This is a genomic window from Geodermatophilus sp. SYSU D00691 (assembly GCF_054050275.1).
In genome coordinates, this window is sequence record NZ_JBJGYZ010000005.1 from 101643 (window position 1) to 121464 (window position 19822).

Annotated in this window: 21 protein-coding genes; 13 read left to right on the forward strand and 8 right to left on the reverse strand. The window is 75.9% G+C overall.

The window, feature by feature from the left end:
- Positions 1–6 precede the first annotated feature (6 nt).
- From ACI797_RS05245 to ACI797_RS05275, 7 genes are all read left to right on the forward strand, one after another.
- On the forward strand, positions 7–519 hold the full coding sequence (locus ACI797_RS05245; protein WP_456857450.1) for a nuclear transport factor 2 family protein: 513 nt from the start codon (positions 7–9) through the stop codon (positions 517–519).
- A gap of 14 nt (positions 520–533) precedes the next feature.
- The gene (locus ACI797_RS05250; RefSeq protein ID WP_456857451.1) at positions 534–1301 is read left to right on the forward strand and encodes an SDR family NAD(P)-dependent oxidoreductase; all 768 of its coding nucleotides are present in this window, start codon (positions 534–536) and stop codon (positions 1299–1301) included.
- A 69-nt stretch (positions 1302–1370) separates the two neighbouring features.
- Positions 1371–2243, forward strand: a complete 873-nt coding sequence (locus tag ACI797_RS05255) for a sugar phosphate isomerase/epimerase family protein (RefSeq protein WP_456857452.1) — start codon at positions 1371–1373, stop codon at positions 2241–2243.
- Entirely contained in the window at positions 2240–3640 is a 1401-nt protein-coding gene (locus ACI797_RS05260; protein ID WP_456857453.1) for an FAD-dependent oxidoreductase, read from the forward strand. Before ACI797_RS05255 ends, ACI797_RS05260 begins: the two co-directional genes overlap by 4 nt.
- Complete coding sequence (locus ACI797_RS05265; RefSeq protein ID WP_456857454.1) at positions 3640–4680, forward strand: zinc-dependent alcohol dehydrogenase; 1041 nt, start codon at positions 3640–3642, stop codon at positions 4678–4680. Before ACI797_RS05260 ends, ACI797_RS05265 begins: the two co-directional genes overlap by 1 nt.
- A 139-nt stretch (positions 4681–4819) precedes the next feature.
- Positions 4820–5263, forward strand: coding sequence for a nuclear transport factor 2 family protein (locus tag ACI797_RS05270; protein ID WP_456857455.1), 444 nt, complete (start codon positions 4820–4822; stop codon positions 5261–5263).
- Positions 5264–5269: 6 nt separating this feature from the next.
- Positions 5270–6175 carry a carboxymuconolactone decarboxylase family protein gene (locus ACI797_RS05275; RefSeq protein ID WP_456857456.1) on the forward strand — a complete coding sequence of 302 codons (906 nt, stop codon included), beginning with the start codon at positions 5270–5272 and terminating at the stop codon, positions 6173–6175.
- A 7-nt stretch (positions 6176–6182) separates the two neighbouring features.
- Here ACI797_RS05275 and ACI797_RS05280 read toward each other — a convergent pair whose 3' ends face one another.
- The 3 genes from ACI797_RS05280 to ACI797_RS05290 are packed head-to-tail and all read right to left on the reverse strand — an operon-like array spanning position 6183 to position 8551.
- Positions 6183–7079, reverse strand: a complete 897-nt coding sequence (locus ACI797_RS05280; RefSeq protein ID WP_456857457.1) for a TIGR03619 family F420-dependent LLM class oxidoreductase — start codon at positions 7077–7079, stop codon at positions 6183–6185.
- A 12-nt stretch (positions 7080–7091) separates the two neighbouring features.
- A complete protein-coding gene (locus tag ACI797_RS05285) occupies positions 7092–7550 on the reverse strand; it encodes a hypothetical protein (protein WP_456857458.1) in 459 nt (152 codons plus the stop codon).
- Positions 7547–8551, reverse strand: coding sequence for a phosphotransferase (locus ACI797_RS05290; protein WP_456857460.1), 1005 nt, complete (start codon positions 8549–8551; stop codon positions 7547–7549). Before ACI797_RS05290 ends, ACI797_RS05285 begins: the two co-directional genes overlap by 4 nt.
- A gap of 32 nt (positions 8552–8583) precedes the next feature.
- On the opposite strand from ACI797_RS05290, the gene ACI797_RS05295 reads away from it, so the two are divergent.
- From ACI797_RS05295 to ACI797_RS05305, 3 genes are all read left to right on the forward strand, one after another.
- A complete protein-coding gene (locus ACI797_RS05295; RefSeq protein ID WP_456857462.1) occupies positions 8584–9024 on the forward strand; it encodes a nuclear transport factor 2 family protein in 441 nt (146 codons plus the stop codon).
- A 78-nt stretch (positions 9025–9102) separates the two neighbouring features.
- Positions 9103–9963, forward strand: coding sequence for a glucose 1-dehydrogenase (locus ACI797_RS05300; protein ID WP_456857463.1), 861 nt, complete (start codon positions 9103–9105; stop codon positions 9961–9963).
- On the forward strand, positions 9960–10823 hold the full coding sequence (locus ACI797_RS05305) for a sugar phosphate isomerase/epimerase family protein (RefSeq protein ID WP_456857464.1): 864 nt from the start codon (positions 9960–9962) through the stop codon (positions 10821–10823). Before ACI797_RS05300 ends, ACI797_RS05305 begins: the two co-directional genes overlap by 4 nt.
- 180 nt (positions 10824–11003) lie before the next feature.
- On the opposite strand, the gene ACI797_RS05310 is transcribed toward ACI797_RS05305, so the two are convergent.
- Positions 11004–11828 (reverse strand): LuxR C-terminal-related transcriptional regulator, encoded by an 825-nt coding sequence (locus ACI797_RS05310; protein ID WP_456857465.1) that lies wholly within the window; start codon positions 11826–11828, stop codon positions 11004–11006.
- A 205-nt stretch (positions 11829–12033) separates the two neighbouring features.
- Between ACI797_RS05310 and ACI797_RS05315 the strand changes: the two genes are divergently transcribed.
- Both ACI797_RS05315 and ACI797_RS05320 read left to right on the forward strand, forming a co-directional pair.
- A complete protein-coding gene (locus ACI797_RS05315) occupies positions 12034–12318 on the forward strand; it encodes a hypothetical protein (RefSeq protein ID WP_456857466.1) in 285 nt (94 codons plus the stop codon).
- A gap of 245 nt (positions 12319–12563) precedes the next feature.
- The gene (locus ACI797_RS05320) at positions 12564–13169 is read left to right on the forward strand and encodes a dihydrofolate reductase family protein (protein ID WP_456857467.1); all 606 of its coding nucleotides are present in this window, start codon (positions 12564–12566) and stop codon (positions 13167–13169) included.
- An 881-nt stretch (positions 13170–14050) separates the two neighbouring features.
- Here the strand turns inward: ACI797_RS05320 and ACI797_RS05325 are convergent.
- From ACI797_RS05325 to ACI797_RS05335, 3 genes are read right to left on the reverse strand one after another with little or no spacing between them, the layout of a single operon-like run.
- Complete coding sequence (locus ACI797_RS05325; protein ID WP_456857468.1) at positions 14051–14785, reverse strand: SDR family NAD(P)-dependent oxidoreductase; 735 nt, start codon at positions 14783–14785, stop codon at positions 14051–14053.
- Positions 14782–15618: a mycofactocin-coupled SDR family oxidoreductase gene (locus tag ACI797_RS05330; RefSeq protein ID WP_456857469.1), complete on the reverse strand. Its 837-nt coding sequence runs from the start codon at positions 15616–15618 to the stop codon at positions 14782–14784. The genes ACI797_RS05325 and ACI797_RS05330 overlap by 4 nt, the downstream gene beginning before the upstream one ends.
- Before the next feature lie 57 nt (positions 15619–15675).
- Positions 15676–16320, reverse strand: coding sequence for a histidine phosphatase family protein (locus ACI797_RS05335; RefSeq protein ID WP_456857470.1), 645 nt, complete (start codon positions 16318–16320; stop codon positions 15676–15678).
- Positions 16321–16452: 132 nt separating this feature from the next.
- Here ACI797_RS05335 and ACI797_RS05340 point away from each other — a divergent pair, with 132 nt between their 5' ends.
- On the forward strand, positions 16453–17013 hold the full coding sequence (locus ACI797_RS05340) for a hypothetical protein (RefSeq protein WP_456857471.1): 561 nt from the start codon (positions 16453–16455) through the stop codon (positions 17011–17013).
- A 6-nt stretch (positions 17014–17019) separates the two neighbouring features.
- Here ACI797_RS05340 and ACI797_RS05345 read toward each other — a convergent pair whose 3' ends face one another.
- On the reverse strand, positions 17020–19743 hold the full coding sequence (locus ACI797_RS05345) for an AAA family ATPase (protein ID WP_456857472.1): 2724 nt from the start codon (positions 19741–19743) through the stop codon (positions 17020–17022).
- Positions 19744–19822 lie beyond the last annotated feature (79 nt).

The window sequence follows — 19822 nt, forward strand, 5'->3', positions numbered from 1 at the left end:
CCCGTCATGGAGGACGACGGCGGGGCGCGGCTGGCCCGGGTCGAGGCGCGGCTGGAACTGCAGGAGCTGCTCGGCCGGTACGCCCTCGCCGTCGACGACCACGACGCCGACGCGCTCGCCGAGTGCTTCACGGACGACGCGGTGTTCGCCTCGCCGAACAGCCCCCCGAGCGTCGGGCGGGACGCCGTCGTCGACTTCTTCCGCGTCCGGTTCGACCGGTACGGCGCCACGCTGCACGTGCCGCACTTCCAGGTGCTGCACGAGCTGACCGGGGACCGCGCCCGCGGCACCGTCGTCGCCCGCGCCGAGCTCGCCACCGCCGACGACACCGTGGTGACCGTCTTCCGCTACGAGGACGAGTACGCGCGCGACGGCGGGCGGTGGCGGTTCCGCCGCCGCGACGTCCTGACCCTGTACGCGATGCCGCTGCGGGAGCTGACGGCCGGCGGCCTGGCCTGGCCGGAGCGCAAGCGCTGGCCGGGCCGCGCGCCGTCCGCCAGCGAGCTGCCGCCGGCCTGAGGGGAGATCACGACATGGACCTGGGCCTGGCGGGTCGGCGCGCGGTCGTCACCGGCGGCAGCCACGGTATCGGGCGCGCGGTCGCGGCCCGGCTGCTCCGGGAGGGCGCCGACGTCGCGATCTGCGCGCGGGACGAGCAGGGGGTCCGCAGCGCGGTGGAGGAGCTGGCGCAGCTGGGGACGGTGGTGGGCTCGGTCTGCGACGCCGGCGACGGAGAGGCCGTGCGGCGCTGGGTCGAGGGCGCCGCCGAGGCCCTCGGTGGCATCGACGTCGTCGTGAGCAACGCCAGCGCCAGCGGGCAGCACGGCGGCGGCCCCGGGCCGTGGGAGGTCAACTTCAGGGTCGACGTCCTGGGCTGCGTCGCCCTGTGCGAGGCGGCCCGGCCCCACCGCGAGGCATCCGACGCCGCCGCGATCGTCCAGATCGGCACCATCACCGCGATCGAGCACCACGACGTCCCGATCAACCCCAGCTACGGGGCGTTGAAGGCGGCGACCATCAACTACATGGCCCAGCTCGCCCAGCGGTGGGGGCCGCTCGGCATCCGCGCCAACACCGTCTCCCCAGGGCCGATCCTGGTCGAGGGCCGGAAGTGGGCAAGCCTGCGCGAGCGGCGTCCGGAGATCTACGCGCGCGACCGCGACGCCCACCCGCTCAAGCGGATGGGGACCGCCGAGGAGGTGGCGGACGTCGTCGCCGTGCTGGCCAGCCCGGTCGCCAGCTGGGTCAACGGCGAGAACGTCGTCGTCGACGGCGGCTACACCAAGCGGGTCGGGTTCTGACCGGGCCTGGCCGCGGGACGTGACGAAGATTCTGTAGACGGCCTCCAGTAACTGGGGCAGACTGCCGGCATGACGCCATCCGACGACGTCTTCGCCGGCATCGGCTGGGTGCTGTGGTCGGGCACCGTGGGCCTGGAGAGCCGGATCCCCGACCGCATCGAGGCGGCCCGCGCGGCCGGGTTCACCCGGCTGTCGGTGAGCCCGCTGGACGTCGCCCGGGCGGCCGAGCGGGGCACGCCGGCCGCGGAGCTCGGCCGGATGGTCCGCGACGCCGGGCTGGGGATCGTGATGGACCCGGTCGGCGGCTGGTACCCCGGCGGCACCCCGCGGCCCGAGTCGCGGTTCGCCCGGTTCACCGCCGACGAGGCGCTGCGCATGTGCGAGGAGCTCCAGGTCGTCTCGATCACCGCGATCGGGCAGGCGCCGGGTGAGCTGCCGGTCGAGGGGGTCGCCGCGGCGTTCGGCGCGTTCTGCGACCGGGCGGGCGACCTCGGCGCGCAGGTGCACCTGGAGTTCATCCCGATGACCGCGATCGGGGACCTCGCCGCCGCCTGGGCGGTCGTGCAGGGCGCGAACCGGGGCAACGGCGGGATCCTCTTCGACACGCTGCACTTCTTCCGCGGCGACCCCGACTTCGACCTGCTCGGCCGGGTGCCCGGCGAGCGCATCCTGGCGGTGCAGATCTGCGACAGCTCGGCCCGCCTGCGGGGCAGCCTGCGCGACGAGACGGTGAACCGGCAGCTGCCCGGCGACGGTTCCTTCGACCTGCCCCGCGCGGTGGCCGCACTGGACCGCATCGGCGCCCTGCGCTGGGTCGGCCCGGAGGTCATCTCCCCCGCCCTCGAGGCGATGCCCCCGGTCGAGGCCGCGCGGCTGGCCGGCGACCGGGTGCGCGCGCTGGTCGCCGGGGTCCGCACCCGGGTGGCGCAGGTGCCGGCGTGAGCGACGTCGACGTCCTCGTCGTGGGCTCGGGCGCGGCCGGCCTGGCCGCGGCGGTCTCGGCGCGCGAGCACGGTGCCGGCAGCGTGCTCGTCGCCGAGGCGGAGGGCGTGGTCGGCGGCTCGTCCCGGCTCTCGGGCGGGCTCACCATGGGCGCCGGGACCCGGTACCAGCGGGCGCTCGGCATCGACGACGACGCCGCCGCGCTGTTCCACCACTACCTGACGCTCAACCACTGGGACATCGGGGCCGGCGTCGTGCGCCGGCTGGCCGACCTGGCCGGGCCGACCGTCGAGTGGCTCGGCGACCTCGGCGTCGAGTACGCCGACCGGCTGGTCTACGGCGGCGACGAGCTCGTCCCGCGGGTGCACGTCCCGGTCGGCCGCGGGCAGGCCGTGGTCGACGTGCTGCACCGCACCGCCCGGCAGGCCGGTGTCGAGGTCGCGCTCGGGCAGCGGGTCGACCGGTTGCTGGTCGAGGACGGCGTCGTGCGCGGCGCGGCCGTCGGGAGCGACGAGATCACCGCCGGCGCCGTCGTGCTGGCCTCCGGCGGCTTCGGCGCCGATCCCGACCGGCTCGCCGCCCGGTTCCCCTCGGCCGCGGCGACCGGGGAGGCCTGGTACATCGGCGCCCCCGGGTCACGCGGGGACGCCCTCGCGCTGGCGGGGCAGGTGGGCGCGCAGGTGAGCGGCCACGACCGCGGGCTGCGGCTGCTGCACGCCGGCTTCGCGCCGATCTACGAGGCGTACCTGCCCGGCTGGCTGGTCGTCGTCAACCGGGAGGGTCGCCGGTTCATGGACGAGACCGCGCCCTACGGCATCACCGACGGGCTGCTGCGCGCCCAGGGCGACGTCGCGTGGGCGGTGTTCGACGGCGCGACCCTGGCCGCGGCCACCGCGGCCGGGGTGGCCCGCTACAAGCAGCAGGTCCCCGGGTCGACGAAGAAGCAGAGCCCGCACTGGACGACCGACGTGGTGGAGCAGATGGTCGCCGCCGGCAAGGTGTGCCGGGCCGACAGCGTGGCGGCGCTGGCCGAGGGGCTCGGGCTGCCGCCGGCGGCGCTGGAGGGCACGGTCGCGCGGTACAACGCGCACGTCGCCGCGGGTGAGGACGCCGACCACCTCAAGGCCGCCGCGTTCCTCGAGCCGATCGCCACGCCGCCGTTCTACGGCGCGCGGCTGCGCCCGGCCACGGTCTGCTTCACCGCCTGCGGGCCGCGGATCGACCGTGACGCCCGGGTGCTCGGCACCACCGGCCGGCCGGTGCCCGGCCTGCTCGCCGCCGGCGAGTGCACCGGCGGCGTGATCGGCCCGGCGTACGTCGGCAGCGGCAACTCCTACGCCAACTGCGTGGTCTTCGGCCGGGTCGCCGGGGCCTCGGCGGCGGGCGGGGTGCTCTGATGGGCACGGTCACCGCGGCCCTGATCACCGGCCCGGAGTCGGTCGAGTTCCGGAGCTTCCCCGAGGTGCCGCCCGGGCCCGGCTGCGTGACCGTGGACGTCCGCCTGTGCGGCATCTGCGGCACCGACATCGCCTCCTACCGGACGGGGCACCTGCACAGCCCCGCCGTCTGCGGCCACGAGTGGGTCGGCACCGTGCGCGAGGTCGGTCGCGGGGTGGACGGCGTCGGCGAGGGCGAGCGCGTCGTCGTCGCGGTGCCGCCGCCCTGCGGCCGCTGCCCGGAGTGCCGGGGCGGGCTGACCGAGCACTGCCGGACGGCGTCGATGGTGGCGCGGGGGCGCAGCGAGCTGGCCCCGCCGCACGGGGCCTTCGCCCGCAGCATCACCGTCGAGGCCGGCCGCGTCCTGGCCGCCCACCCCGGACTCTCCGACGAGGAGGCGGCGCAGGTCGAGCCGGCCACGGTGGCCTTCCACGGCGTGCGCCGCTCCGGGATGCGCCCCGGGGACACCGTGGTGGTGCAGGGCGCCGGGCCGATCGGGCTGCTGGCCGCCCAGTTCGCCCGGGCGGCCGGCGCCGGCGAGGTGCTCGTCGTCGAGCCGACCGGGGCCCGCCGGGCGCTGGCGGTGGAGCTCGGCGCCACGGCGGCGCTGAGCCCGGAGGAGGCCGCCGACGCGGTCGCCGAGCGCACCCGCGGCCTCGGCGCCGACGTCGTCCTGGAGTGCGCGGGCGTGCCCGGCCTGCTGCAGACCGCCGCCGACCTGGCCCGCTCCGGCGGCACCGTCGGCCTGCTCAGCTTCCTCGCGCAGCCGGCGACGATCCAGGGCGCCCGGTGGCTGGCCGGGGAGCTCAGCCTGGTGGCGTCGAACGCCTTCACCCACGACGACCTCCGCCGCAGCATGGCCTTCCTCGCCGACGGCCGGGTGCGGGCCCTGCCGCTGCACAGCCGCACGGTCGCTCTCGACGACCTCGAGGCGACGCTGCGCTCCCTGGCCGCCGGCCCCTCGGCCGACGTCAAGGTGCTCGTGGACCCGCGGCGATGAGCGACGACCTCGAGCTGCGAGGGCGGCTTCGGCGAGGGGTACGTCCGCGGGCTGCGCTCCCGCGACGACGTCGTCCACCGGATCCTCGACGTGGCCGTCCCGTGATCGCCTGCCCGCCCCCTTCACCCAGGAGCTCATCGTGACCACTGCACCGGACGACGTCGCTGCCCGCCTGGATCGGCTGGAGAGCCTGGCCGCGCTCACCCGGCTCGCCCACGACTACTGCCAGGCGTTCGACGAGCGCCTGCTGGACCGGTTCCTCGAGCTGTGGCACGACGACGCCACCTGGGAGATGCTGCCCGGCACCGTCCTGGAGGGCCACGAAGGCATCCGTTCGGCGACCGAGGGCGCGTGGGCCTCCCTGCCCGCGACCCGGCACCTGACCTCGAACCACGTCGTCGATCTCGACGGGGACTCGGCCACCGGGTCCGCGCAGGTCGTCGCCTTCGTCCAGTCCCCCGACGGGGCGTGGGCCGAGATGGTCTTCACCTACACGGACACGTACGAGCGACGCGCGGGCCGCTGGGCGTTCACCCGCCGCGGCGCCGCGCCGCACCTGCAGACCACGCTGGCCGGGGGCTGAGTCGCCGTGGGAGCCGGAACCCCGGTGCCCGTCGGCCTGTCGCCGCAGCTCCGGGCGCTGCGACCGGAGGCGACCGACCTGCTCGACGGCGTCGTCACGCAGGCCTGGGCGACGGTCGACCCGGACCTGCTCGGGGCGCTGCGCGAGCGGGTGGCCCTGCTGCTCGGCCACCCCGACGGCCGGCGCGTCGAGCCCGCCGACGCGAGCGTGCGCGACAGCGTGGAGTTCGCCGAGCAGTTCGTCCTCGACGTCTCGGGCATCGGCGACGGCGAGCGCGCCGTGCTGCACCGCCACCTGGGCGAGCGGACGACCGACGTCGTCCGGGCGCTGTTCGTCGTCGAGTACGCGCTGCGGCTGGAGCTGGTGTCGGTGGCGCTGTTCGGCGGCCCGGCTGTCGCGGGGGCAGCCCTCGCCCCGTCGGGTGGCCTGCGCGCGGCGCTGGACGACTACGCGGCCGCCGTCGTCCGCGGCCGAGCGCTCGACCCCGTGCTCACCGAGCTGGTCCGGCTGCGCTGCGCCCGGACGCACGACTGCCGGATCTGCCGCACGCTGCGGCTGGCCGATGCCCGTGCCGCCGGGGCCGACGACGCGCTGACCGCCGCCGTCGACCGCTACGAGACCAGCGACCTCCCCGAGCGCACCAAGGCCGCCCTGCGGGTCACCGACGCGCTGATCACCTCTCCGGCCGCGTTGACGCCGCCGGTGGTCGCCGAGGTCCGGGGGCTGCTCTCCTCCGAGGAGCTGGCGGAGCTGTGCCTGGACGTGTCGAAGTGGAGCACGCAGAAGGTGCACGTGGCCCTCGGCACCGACGGCCCCGAGCGGCTGCCGCTGGACGAACGGGGCCTCAGCTGGTTCCGCTTCGACGGCGACGGACGGGTGGCCGGCTTCGCCGCCCGGCCCGACGGTGTCTGAGCCCGGCTCAGCCCGCGGCCGCGGCGAGCTCGCGGAGGAAGGCCGGGGCCCGTGCGGGATCGGGGCACCAGCCGAGCAGCGACACGAACAGGTCGGTGCCGCCGGCCTCGACCAGCTCCGCGGCCCCGGCCAGCGAGGCGGCGACGTCCACGGCACCGCCGGCGTCGCGCACGGCCGGCGGGGTGACCCGCACCCGGACGGCGGCGGGGTCGCGCCCCGCCCCGGTCAACGCCGTCCGCAGCCGCCGGACTCCGTCGGCGACCGCGGCCGGGCCGTCGACCGGCGCCGGGATCCAGCCGCTGCCCCACCGCACGATGCGGGCGAGGTTCCGCTCCGTCATGGCCCCGCCGATCCAGACCGGGACCTCGCCCGCGACCGGCCGCGGGTGGCAGTGGATGCCCTCGAGGCGCACGGTCCCCGTGTCCAGGTCGACCGGTCCGCCGGCCCACAGGGCGGCGCAGGCGGCGAGCTGGTCGTCGAGCACCTGGTGCCGGCGCTCCCAGTCGGCGCCGAGCGCCCGGTACTCCTCCTCCTGCCACCCGGTGCCGACGCCGAGCACCAGCCGGCCACCGGAGAGGACGTCGACGGTGGCGGCGGTCTTGGCCAGCAGCGCCGCCGGCCGCAGCGGCGCGATCAGCACCGCGGTGGCCAGCTCGACCCGCTCGGTCACCGCGGCCAGCGCGGCCAGCACGGTCAGCGGTTCCAGCCACGGCGCCTCGGGCCCGCCGGGGAAGCGGCCGTAGGGGTAGCGCTCCACCCGCGACCCCATGACGACGTGGTCGACCACCGAGACGCCGTGCAGCCCCGCCTCCTCCGCGGCGGCGGCGAGGTCGAGCAGCGTGCGCCAGCCGTGCTCCCCGAGGTAGGAGTCGTAGCTGGGCAGGCCGACGGTCAGCGGCGGCACGCGCGCACCTCCTCAGCGGCCGGCGGAGTCCCAGCCGCCGACGATCTCGTCCTCGTGCGCCAGCCGGGCGGCCAGCAGCGACTCGCCGTCCCGGACCAGGTCCTCCCGCCCGCTCGCCAGCGCCGCCTCCAGCGCCGTCGACAGGGCCTCGCCCGCCCGGCCGTAGACCTCGGTGACGTCGGCGAGGTGCAGGCTGCCCGCCGGCCCGTCCGCCAGCGCGGCGAGGGCGGCGCGCAGCGCCGGGTCGCCGGTCGCGGCCAGCACCGCCGCGCCGTACCCCTCGACGGCGACGGTCTCCTCGCGCATCCAGGCGATCTCGTGGGCGGCCCGCACCGCGGCGTTGCCGAGCACCTTGGCCAGCATGACCAGCCGGACCTGCGTGGTCTCGTCGGCGACGGCCGGGAGGACGTCGGTCTCCAGCACGCGGCAGCAGTCCCGCAGCAGCTGCTCGGTGGTCGGCCGGCCGATCACGCCGCTGCCCGCCGGCAGACGTCGAGGTAGAGGCCGTACTGGTGGGTGACTGCGTTGACCAGGTAGGTCGCCATGACGCCGCGGCTCCCGCCGTGCGCGACGGCGTCGAGCGCCCGCAGGATCTGCGCGAGCAGGCCGGCCATCCCCACGACCAGGAAGTACTCGACCGTCGCGGGGTTGACCTGCTCCTCGGTGAGCCCGGTGCGCTCGCGGTAGCGGGCCAGGAAGCCGCCGGGGTCGCGCCGGTAGACGTTGGGCGCCGTCGGGATCTGCGTGTAGTAGCCGAGGTCCTCGCGGGGATCGCCGATGCGGGCGAACTCCCAGTCGATGACGACGGGCCCGCCGGACTCCGGCACCAGGACGTTGGAGGGCTGGCAGTCGCCGTGGACCAGCGTGAACGGGACCGGCGGCGGGCGGTGCCCGCCCAGCCGCGCGCACGCGTAGCGCAGCACGGGGCTGCTGTCGGCGATCTCCCGCTCCACCGCGCGGTAGGTCTCGAGCACGGCGTCGAGGTGGGCGTCCCAGCTCTCCGGCCGCTCGAGGACACCGTCGACCGCCGACAGCGGCGTGGCGTGCACCCGCGCCACGGTGTCGACGAACAGCTCCGCCGGTGCCGTGGGGTCCTTCGCCGTGCTCAGGACCTGCTGCAGGTGCCGGCCGGCGACGTGGTCGAACACGATGCACTTCGTGCCGAAGTGCGCGCCGGTGGCGTCGTACCAGCGGGGCCGGGCGACGGGGACGGCGCGGGCGGCGGCCAGCGCCTGCAGCAGCCGCCACTCCGCGTCGCGGTCGCTGACGAAGACGCCGGAGCCCGCGGGCGGATCGGCGCGCAGCACCAGCCGCTGCGTCGCGCCGTCGTCCCACCGGACGTCGGCGACGGCGCTGAGCCGGCTGTAGCCGCCGGAGATGGGCCGGAACGCCGTCACGACGGCGCTCCGCCGCGGCTCGGCCTCGGCGAGGAAGCCCGCCAGCGCCTCCGCGGTGACCGTGGGACCGGTCACCGCGCGACCACCGCACGGGAGAGGGGAACGACGTGGACCCGCTGATCCAGGCCCTGCTCGACGAGCGGGCGATCGCCGCGGTGTGCGTGCGGTACGCCACCGCCATCGACGACCGCGACTGGGCGCGGCTGCGGTCGTGCTTCGTGCCCGACGCCGTCGGCGTCTACCACCCCGGCCGGCCGCTGCACGGCCGCGCGGCGATCGAGGCGGCGATCCGCACCGCGGTGGCGCCGCTGACCCGCACCCAGCACCTGGTCACGAACGTCGAGGTGGACGTCGACGGCGACGGGGCGGCGGCGCGCTGCTCGCTGCACGCCCAGCACGTGCGGGCCGGGGTGCCCGGCGGCGAGCAGTACGTGATCGCCGGCCGGTACGTCGACCGGTTCGTGCGCACCGCCGACGGCTGGCGCATCGCGCACCGGGTGCTCGAGCGCTGGTGGACCGCCGGGAACCCGGAGGTCACGGCCCGCTGAAGAGGCTCTGGTCGGCACCCGCACGGCTGGTTAGTGTAGGCGGTCACAAGATACTCGGACCAGCCCCGGAGGTGCGCGGTGAGCGGACGCATGACCGGCAGGGTCGTCGCGATCACCGGTGCGGCCAGCGGGCTCGGCGAGGCCACCGCCCGGCTCATGGCGGCCGAGGGCGCGCGGGTCGTGCTCGCCGACATCCAGGACGACCGCGGCGCACGGCTCGCCGCCGAGCTCGGCGACGCGGCACGCTACCTCCGCTGCGACGTCACCGCCGAGCCCGAGGTCGCCGCGGTCGTGGACACCGCCGTGCGCGAGTTCGGGCGGCTCGACTGCATGTTCAACAACGCCGGCATCGTCGGGGCGCACGGCGGGATCGACGAGATCCCGCTCGAGGAGTACGAGTTCACGATGGCCGTGCTGCTGCGCTCGGTCTTCCTGGGCATGAAGCACGCGGCCCGGGTGATGAAGCCCCAGCGGTCGGGCGTGATCCTGTCGACGACCAGCATCGGCGCGCTGCAGGGCGGCCTCGGCCCGCACGTCTACGGCGCCGCCAAGGCCGCCGTCATCGCGCTGACCAGGAACGTCGCGGCCGAGCTGGGCGCCTGGTCGATCCGGGTCAACGCGATCGCGCCCGGCAAGATCCTCACGCCCATGAACGCGGCGAACATCGTCGGCGACCCCGACGCCCTGGACGAGGCCCGCGAGGCCTTCCGCACCCGCACCCCGCTGCGCGGCCGGATCGGCGAGGCGTCCGACATCGCCCAGGCCGCGCTGTGGCTGGCCAGCGACGACGCCGGCTTCGTCAGCGGGCACACCCTGGTCGTCGACGGCGGGCTCACCACCGGGTCCAAGGAGGACGTCGCACCCGGCGAGCACGGCCGGTGGGCCAGCCGCCGCGACCTGGTCCGCGAGGCCGGGCGCAGCGGCGTGCCCACCGCATGACGTCGACCGACCTACCCGGCTACCCCGACCTGGGGCCGGACGACCTGGTGCTCAGCCACTTCAGCCTCGGCCGCGCCCGGCCGTTCGAGGAGCGGGTGCGGGCGGCGGCGGGGGCCGGGTTCGCCGCGATGGGGCTCTACGTCGCCGAGTACCGGCGGCTGCGCGCCGAGGGCGCGACCGACGCCGATCTGCGCGCCGTCCTCGACGCGCACGGGCTGCGCGTGGTCGAGCTCGAGGCGCTGCGCGGCTGGTCGGCCACCGGGCCGGAGCAGGCGGCCTACCGGGCGGCCGAGCAGGAGCTGTTCGCCATGGGCGAGGCGCTCGGCCCGGCGCACCACGTGCAGGTCATCGGCCCGTTCGAGGGCGGCCTGGACGACGCCGCCGAGGCCTTCGCCGGGGTGTGCGACCGCGCCGCCGAGCACGGCCTCGCCGCGGCGATCGAGTTCCTGCCCGAGATGTCGAACATCCCCGACGCCGGCACCGCGATGGAGATCGTGCGCCGGGCCGGACGGGCCAACGGCGGCATCTGCCTGGACGTGTGGCACCACGTCCGCGGCGCGGCCGACGAGGAGATGCTGCGCCGGATCCCGCCGGAGCGGGTCTTCGCCGTCCAGTTCGGCGACGGGCCGCGGCTGCGGGTGGACGCCGACTACTACACCGACTGCACCCGCTACCGGGAGGTCCCGGGCGAGGGCGACTTCGACCTGGTCGGGTTCCTGCGGCTGCTCGACGGGATGGGCGTGCGCCTGCCGCTCTCGGTGGAGGTGCTCTCCACCGCGCTGCTCGAGCTGCCGGCCGACGAGCTGGCCCGCCGGCTGCACGCCGGCACCCGGGCGGTGCAGGCCGCGGCCCGCGGGTGAAGCTCCATGCACCGGAGCGCGTGCGCTGCGCCCGCATCGCTGTCAGCGCTTCAGCTGCGGCGCTCTGTGTCCCTGAAGGCGGCTGAGGGGACACACGTCGGGCCGAACCGAGCCTGAGGCGATCGCCCCGAGACGGCCGCGTGCCGCGTCTCAGTTCGCCCCGGGCTCTGGAAGTCCGAGCTACGCCAGCACTCCCGCACGTCGAGCGGCCTGGATGGTCTCGACTCGATTGCGGGTGCCGAGCTTGCGCATGGTGTTCTGCAGGTAGGTCTTCACGGTGGTGGGCATGATCGCCAGCCGGTCGGCGATCTCCTGATTCGTCCGACCGAGGGCCACCTCCACGAGCACGGCGCGCTCCCGGTTGGTGAGGTACGGGCCGTGCGTCGCGGGCGGCTCGACGGCGAGCGCCATGCGGTCGCACACGACCCGCAGACGACCGCTGAGAAGCGAGTCACCGGTCGCGGAGGCGATCGACCGCAGTTCGTCGTAGATCTCGCGCGACTCGTCGGCCGTGAGGCCCCGCCACTCCGTGCGCTGCCGGTGCTGCTCGATGGCCTGGAGCCGACGGGTCATTTCCTGTTCGATGGCGATCTCCCGCCCGAGCGCCGCGGCGACCGAGACCGCGGCGTCGAGCACCCGATCCCCGAGAGGCTCCCCGCTCCGCAGCCCGCCCGAGAGGACCGCCTGGATGTGGCCGCCGGCGTGGACTGGCACCGCGAAGATGCTCTGGAGGTGCTCCTGGCGAACCTTGGCGTCGAACGGGTGGGTGATCCGCGTGGAGGCGAGGTAGTTGTCGACCGCGACCGGCCGGCCGAGCTGCAGCGCCTTGCCGTTCACGCCCATGCCGGGTGAGAACACCTGCCCGAGGAACACGGGCGTGAGCATCGTGTCGAGACTGGTGATGACCAGCCGCCGTCCGCCGCGGCTCACCGGACCGCCGATCGCACTCTCGACCCCGGTCGCTCTGCGCAGCTGTGGGAGCGCCAGACGGATCAGGCGGTCCACGTCGGGACCCGTCACCGAAGTGGTCATGTCGGAACCTCGATTCAGACAGCCCCGGTGCCCGGTACGAACTTCCGACCGAAGTCTGGCACTGGCATGTGCACCGGCCTCCTCCTTTCGGAGGTGATCAGCCCTCCTTCCCGGGAGAACACTGCGCGCTGCCACGGAGCACAGGCGCCGCGGCCGCACTCGAAGGGCTGGGGGAACCATGAAGATCAATCGCGACGAGTTGGTGAGGATGCTGCGCGCCCAGGGGGACAACAGGCTCGCCGACCGGGTCGCCGCGAAGCTGCCGGAGGGGATCGACACCTGGCTCGACGCCGACGTGCTTGCTGCGCTGGGACTGGATCAGGCCCACCTCCTCCCTAGGCTGGCCGCCGGAGTGCTCGGAGCGAGCATCGCCCCTGAACATCTCCGGACTCGTGCGACGCCGCCGATGCGCGCTGCAGGTGGCTCTCGAGCCATCCGAGCCATCCGCTGTTGGCTCGGATGAGCGCCGGATGCAGCACGTCGCCACACCGGCTCGCCTCGTTCAACCCGCCGCGAGTCTGAACGCCCCGCCGTGAGTCGCCCTGAGTGGGCCGCTCAGGGACAACCGGATGACCAGGAAGACGCTTCGGCCCCGTCGTGTCCGGCTCGACGTTCCCGCGGGAACTCCCCGTCACCCCACAGAGCAGCCGATGAGTCCGTGGCTCCCGGCCGGTCCACGCTCGTGACATCCGAGGAAGGGACACCGCCATGTCGGAGCTTCTCGTCGATTTCATCACCTCCCTCGACGGCTACGCATCGGGTGAGGGATGGCCTGGGTTCTGGGGCCTCGAGGGCCCGGAGTACCTCGCCTGGCTCGGTGAGCAGCCGGAGGTCACGTACCTGATGGGAGCGAACACCTACCGCTTGATGTCGGGCTTTGCCGCCGGTGAGGTCCCGGATGGCCAAGACGAGTTCAGGCCCGAAGAAGAGGCGTCCGTCGACGAGCTCACGCAAGCGTCCAAAGTGGTGTTCTCCTCCTCGCTCGAGGAGCCGCTGACGTGGGCCAACTGCACGCTCGTCCGCGGCGACGCCGTCGAGGCGGTCCGCGCCATGAAGGAGAACAGCTCGGGGCTCCTCAGCACGATCGGCAGCCTCAGCCTGTGCCGGTCTCTGCTACGGGCCGGACTCGTCGACCGCTTCCGGGTCGGGATGTTCCCGGTGATCACAGGGGCCACGGGCACTGAACGCATCTACGACGGCTATCCGGACGTCGCCCTAGAGATGATCGAGCACCGCACCTTCGACGGCCGCATCCAGATGGTCGAGTACAGGCCCCGCGTGCTCGAGCACCCACCACTCGGCGCCCCTGTGTGACGTCGCCCGTCTGCCGGCAGGACGGCCGCCCGACGTACAGGCCGCGGTGGACCGGCTTGGTCATGAGACAGCCCGGCGCCTGACCATCGTGCTCGGCGATGATGGCGCCCCTCTCGTGAGCGATCTCGAGTGAGATGGTCGCAGCTGCCCCGGATGGTGCCCGACTCAGAACGAACAGCGCTGTCAGCGCCCCTTGCACTGCCGCGTTGGTCCTGCTCGTGAGCCGGTAGGTGCAGCCGCTCCACGGCCCCTGAACTTCGCTGCCTTCGGCCGCCCAGTCGCTTCGCCCTCCCGCGATGTCCTCAGCCTCTGGGTGTCCCGGAGTGGGCCGCTTGAGGACACGCCAGCCGTCCGAGGGCAGAACGTTTGCGGAAGTAGATGCGGGCCAGGACGACCGTTGTCACGAGGGCTGCGAGCCCCGCTGGCACGTACCAGGACCAGTCGGCCGGGCCTCTGCCTGCGAGGACGCAGTCGCCAGCATGTCGCGGGGCCCCCTTCCCGCGACGCCAGCGGCGGCATCCGGCGATCAGGATGCCGGCCAGGATGATGACGAAGCCGGTGGTCCCGATCGTCGCAGCACGGCTTCGGAGAGTTGCACGCCGCCGCGGCGACGGTCTCCCTAACGCCTCCTCGGAGCAGGGCCGGCTCCTGCCCGGTCGCGTGAACGAACGGGACTCACATCAGCCGGATGGTCGTGAACCGAGAGAGCGGTGCCGCAACCGCAGCACCGGTCCCCTCACGCCCCTGCTCCGCGCGGTGACGTCGAGTCGACGTTCCCGCGGGAACGCCGCAAGCGACGGGCCTTGCGGCGTTCCCGCGGGAACGTCCGACGGCGGGCTCAGCGGCTCGAGCAGCGCGGACGACGGACCGGCCGGTGGCTCTCAGAGCTCGGCCACCAGGCCGGTCATCAGCCGCTGCGGCTCGCCGAGCGCCTCCGCCGTCCGCTCGGACAGGGCCTGCCGGACCAGCTCGGCGAGCCGGTCGGGGAACACCGCCGTCTCCCCCGCCTCCCACCCGTCCAGCGAGCGCTCGACCACCTCGGCCGGCGACGCCTTCGGGTACGGCACTCCGGCCGCCATGTCGGTGTCGACGAACCCCGGGTGCGAGGTGGTGACGACGACGCCGTCGGCCGCGAGCTGCTCCCGCACCGCCAGGGCGAGCATGCGGGCGGCGGCCTTGCTGGCCCCGTAGACCGGCGAGCTGCGGGAGACGACCAGGCCGGTCACCGAGTTGACGAACAGCACGCCCCCGCGGCGGCGGCGCAGCGCCGGCGCCAGCTCCTGGACCAGGGCCAGCGGACCGAACACGTTGACCTCGAAGGTCTCCCGGGCGACCGCCTCGGACGTGCCCAGGACCGGGCCGGCCGGCGCCAGCCCGGCGTTGCTGACCAGCAGGTCGAGCTCGGTGCACCGGTCGGCGACGGCCCGGCGGTCGGCGGCGTCGGTGACGTCGAGCCGGACCGGCACCACCCGGCCGTCGGCCACGTCCACCGAGCGCGGGTCGCGGGCCCCGGCGTACACCGTCGCCGCCCCGCGGGCGAGCAGCGCCTCGACGAACACCCGGCCGAGGCCGCGGTTGGCGCCGGTGACCAGCGCCGTGGCGCCCCGGATCCTCACCGGAGGGAGTGCCCGGCGTCCACCGGCAGCTCGATCCCGGTGACGTGCCGGCCGCTGTCGGAGACCAGGTAGAGCAACGCCTCGGTGACGTCGGCGGTGTCGACCCACCCGATCGGTAGCAGCGGCATCCCGCTCATCACCTCCCAGGCCTCCTCGCGGCTGACCGTGGACGGGTCCCGGTCGGGGAAGAGGAGGCGGTAGAGCGCGTCGTTGTGGATCATCCGGGTGTCGACGTTGGTCGGGTGGACGACGTTGACCCGGATGCGGTGCCCGGCGAGCTCCAGGGCGAGCACCTTCATCAACCCGACCAGGCCGAACTTGGCGGCGCTGTAGTGGGCGATGTTCGCGATGCCGCGCAGCCCGCCGACCGAGCCGATGAGCACGACGGCGCCGCCGTCCCCGGTGCGCTTCAGGTGCGGGATCGCCGCGCGGACCGTGCGGAAGACACCGCTGAGGTTGATGTCGATCATGTCGTCCCACATGGCGTCCGAGAGCTCCTCGGCGGGGCCGAACGACGCGATGCCGGCGTTGGCGACGACGACGTCGAGCCGGCCGAGCTCGGCGACCGCCTCGTCGAGCGCCCGCTGCAGCGCCGGGCCGTCACGGACGTCGGCCCGGCGGGCGACGATCCGCCGTCCCCGCTGCTCGACCAGCCGGACGGTCTCCTCCAGGTCCGCCTCGGTGGCCATCGGGTAGCCGACGCTGCCGACGTCGGCCAGCGCGTCGACGGCGACGACGTCGGCACCCTCCTCGGCGAACCGGACGGCGTGCGCGCGCCCCTGCCCGCGGGCCGCCCCGGTGATGAACGCGACCTTGCCCTCGAGCCTGGCCATGCGGGCCTCCCTGTGGGGGGTTACTGCACTGCCCACCAAGTTAGTCGGCGGCCGGGGTCACCGGTAGGTGAGGTCGTCGCCGCCCAGGTGGCTGTGCTCGTTGAAGGTCAGCAGGGCCAGCCCGGAGCGCCCGGCGGCGAGCTTGGTGACGGCGCCGTTGACGGCCACCCGGTTGAGGGCCACGAGCCCGCCGGCGCCGCTGCCGAGCAGCTCGGCGCACACCGCGGCGATGACGCCGGCGGAGGTGAAGACGACGGCGTCCTGCCCCGGCCGCACACCGGCGACGAGCTCGCGCAGCGCCGCGCCGACGGTCGACGTGAACGCCGGCCAGCCGCCCTCGTCGCCGTGCTCCACCCACGCGGTCAGCGCGGCGTCCAGGACGACCTGGAACTCCCGCGAGCTGCGCGGCTCGTCCCTCCCCTGCGCGCCGGCGTAGCGGCGGACCAGGTCGATGTGGTCGTACTCGTCCCAGCGCGGGTCGGCGGCCGGCGTCACGTCGAGGCCGGCCGCGGCGAGGGCGAGCGCGGCGGTGTCGCGCTGGCGGCGCAGCGAGCCGTGGACGGCGACCGGGTCGCGCAGCCCGCGGCCGGCCAGCCAGCGGCCGGTGAGCTCGGCCTGCCGCCGCCCGAGCTCGGAGAGGCTGTCGTAGTCCGCCGCCCCGAAGGAGGCCTGGCCGTGGCGGACGAGCAGGACGATCGGCATGCCGGCATCCTGCCGCCCGCCACGGTCGCGCTCTGCGATGGGATGACGAACGCCCCCATCGCGTGAGCCCGGGCCGGTGGCGGGCCATCCCTCTGGGTATCGACGGCTCGCGGGTCGACGGAGGAGGCAGCGATGGGGAGGAACGGTTCCTGGCCGCCGGTGCGGGCAACTGCGCTGCTGCCGTTCGTGCGCGCGGGCGCCCTGCTCGTCTACGTCACGCTCGCCCTCACCGGTGTGCTCCTGCACCCGGCGACCGTCGCCATCACCGCCGCGGCGGTGGCCGCCGTGGGCGGGGCGGTCGCCGCCCTGCTGCGCCGCGCCCCCGACGGCCTCCCACCCGTGCCGCACCCGGTCGCCGTCGCGGTCCTCGTGGCGGGTCTCCCGGGGGCGGCGGCCGCGGCGGAGCACCTGGGGCCGATCGGCGGCGTCCTCCTGACCGCCCTGATCCTCGGCGGGACGTTCCTCACCTGGCACTGGCTGCTGGCGACCCCCGAACCGCGCCGGGCCGGGCCCGCGAGTGGTCCGGGGACCGACGCGGACCTGCACCGTCGGCTGCTGGCGTCGCTGCCCGACGACGTGCTGCTCGCGGAGTGGCGCTCGCTGCACGGGCACGGCGGCACCGGCGGCCTGCGGACCACCGAGCCGACGGCCGCGCTGCTCCTCGACGAGCTCCGCACGCGCGGCCTCCGCTGAGCCCCGTCAGCGGCCGGCGAACTCCGCGGCCACGGCGGCGCGGGACCGCAGGCCCCGCTTGCGCAGGATGCTCGTCACGTGGTGCTCCACGGTCTTGGGGCTGAGGAACAGCGCCGCGGCCACGTCCTTGTTGGCCAGGCCCTGCGCCACCAGCAGGGCGACCCGGGTCTCCTGCGAGGTCAGCTCCTCCCCCGCGGCCGGCCCGCGCCGCGCCCGCAGCCCCGTGGCGGCCAGCTCGTCGCGGGCCCGCCGGGTCCAGCCGTCGAGGCCCATGCCGTCGAACGCCTCCGCGGCGCGGTCCAGCTGCGCGCGGGCCTCGACCCGCCGCCCGGCCCGCCGCAGCCGTGCGCCGTGCAGCAGCCGGGTGCGGGCCGCGGCGAACGGGTCGGCCGCCGCCGCGAGCGCCTCGTGCGCGCGCTCGAACGCGGCGTCGGCCGCCGCGTCGTCGGCGGCGAGCAGGCCGGCGAGCCGCTCGACGTCGGCCCGGATGCCGGGCACCGGCGAGTCGCGGTGCAGTGCCGCGTGCCGGGCGGCCAGCGCGGCGGCGTCGTCCCGGCGGCCGAGGCCCAGGTAGGCCTCGGCCAGGTCGGGGGCGACGGCCAGCTCGTACTCACCCCGCATCAGCCGACCGCCGTCGGCGGCGATCCGACCCTCCAGGACGGCGGCGACGCGGGCCAGGTCGCCGCGGCAGAGCGCGGTGAAGGCGTCGGCGAGGTGCAGCTGCACCGCCCCGTCCAGGACGCCGGCCCGCTCCTCCAGCTCGCGGGCGCGGGCGAGCGCGTCCGCCGCCTGCGCGTGCCGGCCACGCGCCGCCTCCTCCCAGGCCAGCACCTCGCAGGCGGTGGCGACGTCGGCGACGTAGCCCAGCTCGGTGCCGAGCTCGACGGACTCGCCCGCGGCGGCGTAGGCCACCCGGTGCTCGCCGGTGGCCAGGGCGCCGGTGGCGATCAGGCCGAGGACCGGCGGCAGCACGCCCAGCGCGCCGGCGGCCCGCGCCGCGGCCAGCCGGCGGTCGAGCACCCCGTCGAGGAGCGTCAGGTCGTCGGCCCACCCGGGCGCGAGGAGGGCGAGGAACAGGTAGCGGGGCTCGTCGCGCAGGCTCGGCTCGCGCTCCAGCACGGCGAAGGCCCGCAGGGCGAACGGCCGGGCCGCGGCCCACTCGCCGGCGAACCCGAGCGCGGCGGCCCGGGCGTAGTCGGCGAGCACCGCCTGCTCGGGGTCGGTGCGGTCGGCGGTGGCCGCGATCTCGTCGGCGACCTCGGTGACCGTGGCCGGCGCGGCGAGGCGGTAGCCGGTCACGCCGAGCTCGGTGAGCGCCCGCAGCCGGACGACGCCGGTCGTGCACGCCGCGGCCTCCCGCAGCAGCGCCGGCGCCGCCGGCACCGAGCCCGCGTAGTGCTCGAGCGTGCCCAGGCACAGCAGCGCGCGGCCGCGGGCCCCGGCCGGCGCAGGACCGGCCAGCACGTGCGCGGCGAGCGTCCGCACCCGGCCCGGGTCGCCGGCGAGGAACGCGTCCTCGACCGCCCCGGACCGGGCGGTCGCCGCGGTGTCGGAGGCAGCGTGCAGGCGGGCCGCCTGCTCCTGGAGGGCGGAGGCGGCGGCGAAGCCGCTGCGCACCCGCTCGCGCGCGGCCAGGCGCTCGAGGTCGTCGGCGAGGGCGTCGTCGGCGCCGACGACCGCCTGCGCCCGGTGCCGGACGGCGCGGTCGGGATCGCCGGCGAGCGCGTCGGCCAGCGCGGCGTGCCCGGCCCGGCGCGCGTCCGGCGCGGCCGACCGGAGCACCGCCGACCGCAGCAGCGGGTGGGGGAAGGCGAGCGTGCCCGGGCCGAGGCGGAGCACGCCGGCGCGCTCGGCCTCGCCCAGGGCGGCTTCGGCGTCCTCACCGGCCGCGCGCAGCGCCTCGCCCACCGGTCCGGCCTCCGGACCGCCGGACAGCGCGGCGAGCAGGGCGGCCCGCCGGGCGGCGGGCGGCAGCGCTGCGACGAGCCGGTCGAAGCCGTCGAGCCGGTCGGCCCCGGGGAGCACCTCGGGCAGCGGCGCGGACCCGCGGCGCTGCTCGGCGGTGAGCGACCGGGCGGTGGCGACCAGGGCGAGGGGGTTGCCCGCGGTCGCCGCCACCAGCGGGGCGACCAGGGCGGGCGCCACCGCGGTGCCGAGCAGCTCCGCCGCCGCGGCCGGGGTCAGCCCGGCCAGCCGGTGCCGGGGCAGGTCGGCGAGCTCGTCGTCGTCCGCGGGCGGCCGGCGGGCGAGCACGAACGCCACCCGGTCGTGCCGCAGCCGCCGGGCGGCGAACGCCACCGCCCGCGCGGACTCCCGGTCCACCCACTGCACGTCGTCGACGACGACGGCGACCGGGTCGTCCTCCGCCGCCCGGGCCAGCAGGGCCATCGTCGCCGCCGCGACCAGGAACCGCTCCCCCGCCGCCGGCCCGTCCGCCCAGCCGAGCGCTGCGGCGAGGGCCCGCGCCTGCGGGACGGGCAGCTCCGGCAGGAGGGCGCGCAGCGGGGTGAGCAGCTCCAGCAGGCCCGCGTGCCCGAGGCCGAGCTCGGCCTCGACCCCGGTCGTGCGCAGGCAGCGGAACCCGTCGGCCCGCGCGACGGCCGCGTCGAGCAGCGTCGTCTTGCCGACGCCCGGCTCGCCCTCGAGGAGGAGGGCGCGGCACCGGCCGGCGCGGGCGTCGTCCAGCGTCGCGGCGATCGCCGCGAGCTCCGCCGCGCGTCCCACGAGCACGGCCCTGGACGCTATGCCCCGGCGGACGTGTCGAGGGGTTTCCCCGACGCGACGGTCCCCGCTCCGCCGCGACGCTCGC